This is a genomic window from Oerskovia sp. NPDC060287, from assembly GCF_042726775.1.
Taxonomy (GTDB): Bacteria; Actinomycetota; Actinomycetes; order Actinomycetales; family Cellulomonadaceae; genus Oerskovia; species Oerskovia merdavium.
This window is the reverse complement of sequence record NZ_JBHXBO010000024.1, coordinates 21,085-28,300: the sequence shown is the minus strand read 5'-3', so window position 1 is coordinate 28,300 and position 7,216 is coordinate 21,085. Positions and strand designations below refer to the sequence as shown.

General features: G+C 74.1%; 6 protein-coding genes. 3 read left to right on the top strand and 3 right to left on the bottom strand.

What is annotated here, in order from left to right; genetic code table 11:
- Positions 1–50: 50 nt before the first annotated feature.
- The gene (locus ACFWFR_RS03935; protein ID WP_191803128.1) at positions 51–569 is read right to left on the bottom strand and encodes a GNAT family N-acetyltransferase; all 519 of its coding nucleotides are present in this window, start codon (positions 567–569) and stop codon (positions 51–53) included.
- Between the two features lie 142 nt (positions 570–711).
- A complete protein-coding gene (locus ACFWFR_RS03930; protein WP_377621318.1) occupies positions 712–1,737 on the bottom strand; it encodes an NAD(P)/FAD-dependent oxidoreductase in 1,026 nt (341 codons plus the stop codon).
- Positions 1,738–1,818: 81 nt separating this feature from the next.
- Between ACFWFR_RS03930 and ACFWFR_RS03925 the strand changes: the two genes are divergently transcribed.
- On the top strand, positions 1,819–2,421 hold the full coding sequence (locus ACFWFR_RS03925) for a helix-turn-helix domain-containing protein (protein ID WP_377615909.1): 603 nt from the start codon (positions 1,819–1,821) through the stop codon (positions 2,419–2,421).
- A gap of 132 nt (positions 2,422–2,553) precedes the next feature.
- Here the strand turns inward: ACFWFR_RS03925 and rpmB are convergent, their stop codons facing one another.
- On the bottom strand, positions 2,554–2,745 hold the full coding sequence (gene rpmB, locus ACFWFR_RS03920; RefSeq protein ID WP_056648452.1) for a 50S ribosomal protein L28: 192 nt from the start codon (positions 2,743–2,745) through the stop codon (positions 2,554–2,556).
- Between the two features lie 289 nt (positions 2,746–3,034).
- Between rpmB and ACFWFR_RS03915 the strand changes: the two genes are divergently transcribed.
- Positions 3,035–4,843 carry a DAK2 domain-containing protein gene (locus tag ACFWFR_RS03915; protein WP_377621316.1) on the top strand — a complete coding sequence of 603 codons (1,809 nt, stop codon included), beginning with the start codon at positions 3,035–3,037 and terminating at the stop codon, positions 4,841–4,843.
- Positions 4,840–7,215, top strand: a complete 2,376-nt coding sequence (locus tag ACFWFR_RS03910; RefSeq protein ID WP_377621314.1) for an ATP-dependent DNA helicase RecG — start codon at positions 4,840–4,842, stop codon at positions 7,213–7,215. Before ACFWFR_RS03915 ends, ACFWFR_RS03910 begins: the two co-directional genes overlap by 4 nt.
- Position 7,216: the final 1 nt, after the last annotated feature.

The window sequence follows — 7,216 nt, the reverse complement described above, 5'->3', positions numbered from 1 at the left end:
GCCCTGGAGGGCGACCCCCTCGACGCGGAGCTGGTGTGCTGCGGGCCTGGTCAGACCGTCCGGCGGAAGCGGACCTGCGTCAGGTCACGGCCGCCGATGTCGTCGCGACGCTCGACCCCGTCCGGTGCGAACCCGTGACGGCGGTAGAAGTGCTGGGCGCGCTCGTTGTCCTTGAGGACCCACAGCGAGACCGGGGTGCGCGGCGGGACCTTGGACAGCATGGTGCGCATGAGGTCGCGGGCTACGCCGCGTCCCCAGGCCTCGGGGTCGAGGTAGATCGCGTAGACCTCGAGGTCTCCGGACTCGGCGTCCTCGTCGCGCGCGGGACCGAGGCTCGCGAACCCGAGGGCTCGCCCGTCGGCCTCGGCCAGGAGGATGTCGGCGCCGGAGTTCGCGAGGTTCTGCGTCCAGGCTGCCTCGCGCTGGTCGTGGTCGAGCGATGCGAGGTAGTCGTCAGGGACGATCCCGGCATAGGCACCCCGCCACGAGGCGATGTGGACCTGGGCGATCGACGCCGCGTCCTGTGGAGTTGCCGTGCGGATCGTTACCTCGTTGAGTTCCGTCACCATGACCAAATCCTGCCACTTCCGTGGAGTTTCACCAAACCTCTTTGTCCGGATCTTCAGCAAATCTCCCCAAGGTGATGTGCTGGTGGGATGAGAGAGGAGCGGCGGGCGTGCCCGCACGTCGTCCGCCGATCCTCTCAGCCTTTCACCCCGCGTGCTCGCTGGACGTCGTGCGTGCGGCGAGCGCCTGCCGGACCTCGTCGGCGATCAGGTCGCCGTTGGTCGCGGCTGCCGCCTGGACGCCGGCCGCCGCCGCGGCGACCACCTGCGCCATGATGTTCGTGACGTTGCCCGCGACCCTGACACCGGGGACGGAGGTCGCGCCCTGGGGGTCGGAGGGCACGTAGGTCCCGATCGTCACCCCGTCGACGACCTGGTCCTCGGTCGTGACCCCGAGCGACGCGAGGACCGCGGACCGGGCCGTGAAGCGGGGAGCGACGACGAGCGCCGCGCACGGGACGACGTCTCCGGACGCGAGCCGGACGCCGCTCAGGACGCCCGCGTCGAGCGAGAGCCCCACGACCGGGCCTTCGGCCACCCGGATGCCGCGCGCGTCGAGGGCGGCACGGGTCTCGGCGTCTGGGGCCGGCGACCCGTGGAGGAAGAGGGTCACGTCGTCGCTCCACTGGCGCCACATCTGCGCCTGGTGGACCGCCATCGGGCCCGTCGCGAGAATGCCCACGGCCTGGTCGCGCACCTCCCAGCCGTGGCAGTACGGGCAGTGCAGGACGTCCTTGCCCCACCGGTCGGCGAGTCCGGGCACGTCGGGCAGCTCGTCGACGAGGCCCGTGGTGACCAGCAGACGACGGGCCAGGACGGCCCTGCCGTCGGTCGTGAGGACCTCGAACCCGCCGTCGGGCAGGGCCGTCGCGGACTCGGCCGTGCCCTGGGAGATCCGGCCCCCGTAGGCCGCGACCTCGGCCCTCCCGGCCGCGAGGAGCGCGGCGGGGTTCTCGCCGTCGCGGGACAGGTAGCCGTGCATGTGCTCGGCCGGTGCGTTGCGGGGACGTCCGGCGTCGATCACGAGCACGCTGCGTCGTGCCCGCGCGAGCGTGAGGGCTCCGCTCAGGCCTGCCGCGCCACCTCCCACGACCACGACGTCGTAGGTCTCCGGCGTGGTGCTGCTCGGCGTGCTCTCGCCCGTGGCGGGCGCTGGGTTCTCTCGGGTCACGGTGACCACCTCCGTCGTCGAGCATCCGCACCCCCGCCGCCTGCTGGCAATTCCTCTTGCCGAAGTGGCAAACTTGACGCCATGGACGATCCCTTCGCCGAAGCCCTCGAGGCCGTCGGGCCACGGTTGCGCGCGCTGCGTCGGCAGCGTCACCTGACCCTCGCCGAGCTGTCCGACCGCACGGGCATCTCGGTGAGCACGCTGTCCCGGCTCGAGTCCGGGGGGCGGCGCCCCACGCTCGAGCTCCTCCTGCCGCTCGCCCGCGAGCACGAGGTGCCGCTCGACGAGCTCGTCGGCGCCCCGCCCACGGGGGACCCGCGGATCCACGCGCGCCCGGTCAAGCGGCACGGTTCCACGTTCCTGCCGCTCTCGCGCAGGCCGGGCGGCGTCCAGGCCTACAAGCAGCTCCTGCACGGCAGGACCTCGGACGTCCTGCCCGAGACCAGGGTGCACGAGGGCTACGAGTGGCTGTACGTCCTGGGTGGGCGGCTGCGCCTCCTGCTCGGGGAGCACGACCTGGTCCTCGGCGAGGGCGAGGCGGCCGAGTTCGACACGCGCACCCCGCACGCGATCCTCAGTGCCGACGAGCACCCGGTCGAGCTGCTCGTCCTCTACGGCCCCCAGGGGGAGAGGGCGCACGTGCGGGCGCGGCCCACGTCACGCGCTGCCGACCGGCCGGACTGAGGAGCCGGGCGCCCCGCGGGCGGACGCTGCCCGCCACCCGGGCGGCCCGCCGTCGGGCACCGAACGTCCCCGGACACACGAAAGCCCGCCAGGACGAGTCCTGACGGGCTTTCGTGGAACGAGCTGAAAGGCTCAGACGTGACGGACGACCTTGCCGGCCTTCAGGCACGAGGTGCACACGTTGAGGCGCTTCGGGGTGCCCGAAACGATGGCACGGACGCGCTGGATGTTCGGGTTCCAGCGACGCTTCGTACGGACGTGCGAGTGCGAGATGCTGTGCCCGAAGCTCGGGCCCTTGCCGCAGACTTCGCAGTTGGCAGCCACGATTTCTCCTGATCGTCGTGCACGCCTCCGCGAAGGACAGCGGCGACGTAGTGAATGGTCTGTGGGGTGAACGCTCCGAACCGGCAGAAGCCGGGGAGCGTCCGTGGTCGCCCAGATCTGTCCGGGCAACCTCCATAGGGTAGCCGATGGCCGCCCTCCACCCCAAACCGGCCCGAACGCATGCAAGAGGCAGCGCGCGAGGCGGACTACGGTGGTCCGGACAGTATCGCAGGCTCGACGGGGGTTCGGCACCCTCGCGTGCCGCCCCGGACCGAGGAGCCCCACGAGCGTGACCGACGGCAAGGAGCACATCGAGCCCGCAGTGGTGCGGGCGTGGGTGACCGAGACGGTCCGGACGCTCGGGGAGGCCAGGGCGCGCATCGACAGCGCGAACGTCTTCCCCGTCGCGGACGCGGACACCGGCACCAACATGCTCCTGACGGTCACCGAGGGGGCGCGGGCCGTGGCCGCCCTGCCCGACGGCGAGCCCACCGACTCCGTCCTGGTCGCCTTCGCGCGGGGCGCGCTGCTCGGGGCGCGCGGGAACTCGGGCGTGATCCTCAGCGAGTTCCTGCGCGGCTTCGCGGGCGCGGTGACGTCCGCGGACCAGCCCGTGGGGTCGCTGCGCGTCGCGACACGGTTCGAGGCCGCTGCTCGGGCCTCGTACGCGGCGGTCGCCGCTCCCGTGCCCGGGACGATCCTCACGGCCGCGAGCGGCGGGGCGTCCGCGGCCCGCGCCGCGGCCGACGCGGGCGCCGACCTGACCGGCGTGGTGGTCGCGGCACGTGACGGATCTCACCGCGCCATGCTCCGCAGCCCCAGCGAGCTCGAGGTCCTCTCGCGCGCCGGGGTGCGAGACGCGGGGGCCTACGGGCTCGTCCTCGTGCTCGACGCGCTGTGCCGAGTCCTGGGCGCGGACGGGCTCGACGGCGCCGGTCTGGAGGCCGGTGTGACCGAGACCTCGCGCCTCGGCGGGGCCCCGGTGGTGGTTCCGGGTCACGGCGGCTCGCCTGCGTCGGACGTGCCGGCAGGTCCGGTGCTGCCAGCGCTCCCGACGCTGTCGGTGGCCGGCGGCACCATGGACGCCATGGCGACCCTGACGACCGACGCCTCGGTGGACCCGCGGGCGAGGGCGGGCCTCGCCGTCGGGCACGCCGATCCCTCTGCCGGCCCGTCGCCCGCGCTCACCGGCGGCGACCCCGCGGCCGTGGGGCTCGACGGCGAGTTCGAGGTCATGTTCGTCGTGGAGTCCGTCCAGGACGGCCGCAGGGACGCCCCTGACCTCGCAGCCGCTCTCCGTACCGCGCTCCAGGAGGTCGGCGACTCGGTCGTCGTGGTCGGCGACGGCGTCTGGCAGGCGCACGTGCACACGGACGACCCCGGGCGCGCGGTCGCCGCGGCGCGACAGGTCGCCGCCGGACGTGCGGGGCTGCGCCAGGTCTGCGTGCGCCACCTCGCGACCCAGGTCGCTGCGCGCGGCGTGCACGAGGACCCGTCGGCCGCCGCGCCCCACCCCGAGCAGCAGGTGCCCGCGCACGGCGTGGTGGCCATCACGTCGGCGCCAGGGCTCGTACCGGACCTGGCCCGCAGCGGGGCCGTTGTCCTGCTCGCGGCCGACCGCGCCCCCGAGCCCGAGGAGGTGCTGAGGGTCGCGGTGGACACCTCGGCCCGGTTCGTCACGGTGCTTCCGGGCAGCGCCGCGGCCGCGGTCGCGGCCCGCGCGGCGGCGTCGCGGGTCGAGCCGGGAGCGGGCGACCTGCAGGCCGTCGAGGTCCTCGACGCCCCGACGGACCTGCACGTCGTCGCGGCCCTCGCCGCGGCGCAGCTCGTCGAGGAGGACCAGGCCGAGGCGATGCGAGCCGCGCTCGCCGACGTCCGGGCCGTCCAGGTCGCGGCGGACGGCTCGCTCGTGCGTCCCGCGCTCGAGGACCTCCTGCGCCCGGACGACGAGGTCCTCACGATCATGCCGGGACGCGGGGTGGACCCGCTCGTGATCGACGTCGTCGTCGGCATCGCCCGCCAGCGCGTCCCGGGCATCGAGGTCGTCGTCCTCGACTCCGGGCGCGACCACGCAGACCTCGAGCTGGGAGCGGAATGACCAAGGACCTGACGCCCGAGACCCCGGACCACGTGACCGCCACCCGTGTGCTGGCCGGGGACCTCGTCACGGGACCCGTGGACCGGTTCGCCGAGCCGCTCGCCAAGGTGCTCGGCCCGCGGACCGCCGGCGCGCTCGCGAAGCTGGGCCTCGAGACCACGGGTGACCTGCTGGGCCACTACCCGCGCCGCTACGGCGACCCGGGCAGGCTCACCGACCTCGGCGGGCTCGTGCTCGGGGAGCACGTGACGATCATGGCGCGCGTGGTCCAGGCGACCGTACGTGCCATGCGCTCACGGGGCGGGGCCATGATGCAGGCCGAGGTCACCGACGGCGTCCACCGGCTCTCGCTGACGTTCTTCGCCAAGGGCACCGGGGCGCTCCGGACGCACGAGAGCCGTCTGCAGCCCGGGCGCACGGGACTGTTCACGGGCGTCGTGAGCGCCTACCGCGGGGCGCGCCAGCTCACGCACCCGGACTACCTGATCATCGGGGTCGACGCCGACGACGAGGAGTCCGCACTCATCGAGGCCCGTCGCCCCATCCCGCTCTACCCGGCGAGCGCCGCGATCCCGAGCTGGCGGATCCAGAAGGCCGTCCGCCAGGTCCTGGACCCGCTGACCGAGGACGAGGTGCCGGACCCGCTGCCTCCCACGGTCCGCGAGGCCCGCGGGTTCGGGTCGCGGCACGCCGCGCTCAAGGACGTCCACGAGCCGTTCGACACGCGCCAGTGGCAGCACGGCCGTGACCGCCTGCGCTACGAGGAGGCGTTCGTGCTCCAGGCCGCGCTCGCCCAGCGGCGCGCGCGGGCCGAGGCTGAGGAGGCGACGGCCCGGCCGCTGCTCGCCCCGGGCGAGCCCAGCGTCCTCGCGGACTTCGACGCGTCCCTGCCGTTCACGCTCACGGCCGGGCAGCGTGAGATCGGCGCGGAGATCTCCGAAGAGCTTGCGCGCTCGCGGCCCATGCAGAGGCTGCTCCAGGGAGAGGTCGGCTCGGGCAAGACCGTCGTCGCGCTGCGCGCGATGCTCCAGGTGGTCGACGCCGGGGGGCAGGCCGCTCTCCTGGCGCCCACCGAGGTGCTCGCCTCGCAGCACGCCCGCACGCTCGCGACCCTGCTCGGGCCGCTCGCCGAGGGAGGCATGCTGGGTGGGGCCGACCACGGCACGCGTGTCGCGCTCCTCACGGGATCCCTGGGGGCCGCCGCCAAGAAGTCCGCGCTGCTCGACGCCGCGAGCGGACGCGCGGGGATCGTCGTCGGGACGCACGCGCTGCTGAGCGAGAACGTGCAGTTCGCGGACCTCGGGCTGGTCGTGGTCGACGAGCAGCACCGGTTCGGCGTGGAGCAGCGCGACGCGCTCCGGGCCAAGGCCCGCACGAGCCCTCACCTGCTCGTCATGACCGCGACCCCCATCCCGCGCACGGTCGCCATGACGGTGTTCGGCGACCTCGAGACGTCCTCGCTCACCGAGATCCCGGCCGGGCGGGCGGGCATCACGACGCACGTGGTCCCCGCGGACAACGAGGCGTGGATGAACCGGACGTGGCAGCGCGTGCGCGAGGAGGTCGACGCCGGCCACCGCGCCTACGTGGTGTGCGCCCGGATCCACCCCGACGCCGAGGTCCCGGCCCCGGACGCAGGTCCCGACGCCGCGGGGGAGGGCAAGGTGGCCGCGAGGAGGAGGACCAGGACCGACGACTTCGACGAGGTGCCCGACTTCCTCGACCTCGACGGGACCGGCACCGGGTCGGACCGGCCGCCGCTGCGCGCGGTGCTCGAGGTCGCCGAGGAGCTCGCGCGCGTGCCCGCGCTGCGCGGCCTCTCGGTCGGCGTCCTGCACGGGCAGATGCCGCCGGCGGACAAGGAGAAGGCCATGGCCGACTTCGCGTCCGGTGCGGTGCAGGTGCTGGTCTCCACGACCGTGGTCGAGGTCGGCGTCGACGTGCCCGAGGCCACCGTGATGGTCGTGTTCGACGCCGACCGGTTCGGCCTCTCGCAGCTCCACCAGCTCCGCGGCCGCGTGGGCCGTGGCTCCGCGCCGGGGTTGTGCCTGCTCGTCTCGACCGTCGAGCCCGGCACGCCCGCGGCCGTCCGGGTCGAGACCATGGCCGAGACCACCGACGGCTTCCGCCTCGCGACGGTCGACCTCGAGCTCCGCAGCGAGGGCGACGTGCTGGGCGCTGCTCAGTCCGGCAAGGCGAGCTCGCTGCGGCTGCTGCGCGTCGTCAAGGACGTCGCGGTGATCGAGCAGGCGCGCGCGGACGCGGCCGAGGTGATCGCCGCCGACCCTGACCTCGAGCACCACCCCGAGCTGCGGGCCGCGATCGCGAGCAGGCTCGACCCCGAGCGCGAGGAGTTCCTCGAACGGTCGTAGC

Coding starts and splice junctions, on each gene's coding strand:
- ACFWFR_RS03935 (WP_191803128.1), bottom strand. CDS start 569: ATGGTGACGGAACTCAACGAGGTAACGATCCGCACGGCAACTCCACAG.
- ACFWFR_RS03925 (WP_377615909.1), top strand. CDS start 1,819: ATGGACGATCCCTTCGCCGAAGCCCTCGAGGCCGTCGGGCCACGGTTG.
- ACFWFR_RS03910 (WP_377621314.1), top strand. CDS start 4,840: ATGACCAAGGACCTGACGCCCGAGACCCCGGACCACGTGACCGCCACC.